Source organism: Streptomyces sp. O3, from assembly GCF_054788135.1.
In genome coordinates this window covers 1-272 of sequence record NZ_JBTVYK010000187.1, presented here as the reverse complement: position 1 = coordinate 272, position 272 = coordinate 1, and the positions used below count along the sequence as shown (strand labels likewise).

The window sequence follows — 272 nt, the reverse complement described above, 5'->3', positions numbered from 1 at the left end:
GTACCGCTCCAAGGCCAAGGGGCGCAACCGAGTGGAAGTCTATACCCGCGACCTTACCGCCCAGGCCAGTGAGCGTGTTGCCCTGGAGCACGAACTGCGCCGGGCCATCGAACGCAACGAGATGAGCCTGTGCTTCCAGCCCAAGCTCAGCCTGCAAACCCAGACCCTGGTCGGTGCCGAAGCCTTGATCCGCTGGAGCCACCCGACATTTGGCGAAGTGCCACCGGAGCATTTCATCCACCTGGCAGAGGAAAACGGCACCATCCTGCAAC

The 272-nt window shown here is 62.5% G+C and carries 1 protein-coding gene; it reads left to right on the top strand.

Going from position 1 to position 272, the window contains the following annotated elements; all coding sequences use genetic code 11:
- Positions 1-31 precede the first annotated feature (31 nt).
- A partial coding sequence (locus ACX6XY_RS30295; RefSeq protein ID WP_460337894.1) for an EAL domain-containing protein occupies positions 32-272 on the top strand: 241 nt, incomplete at its 3' end.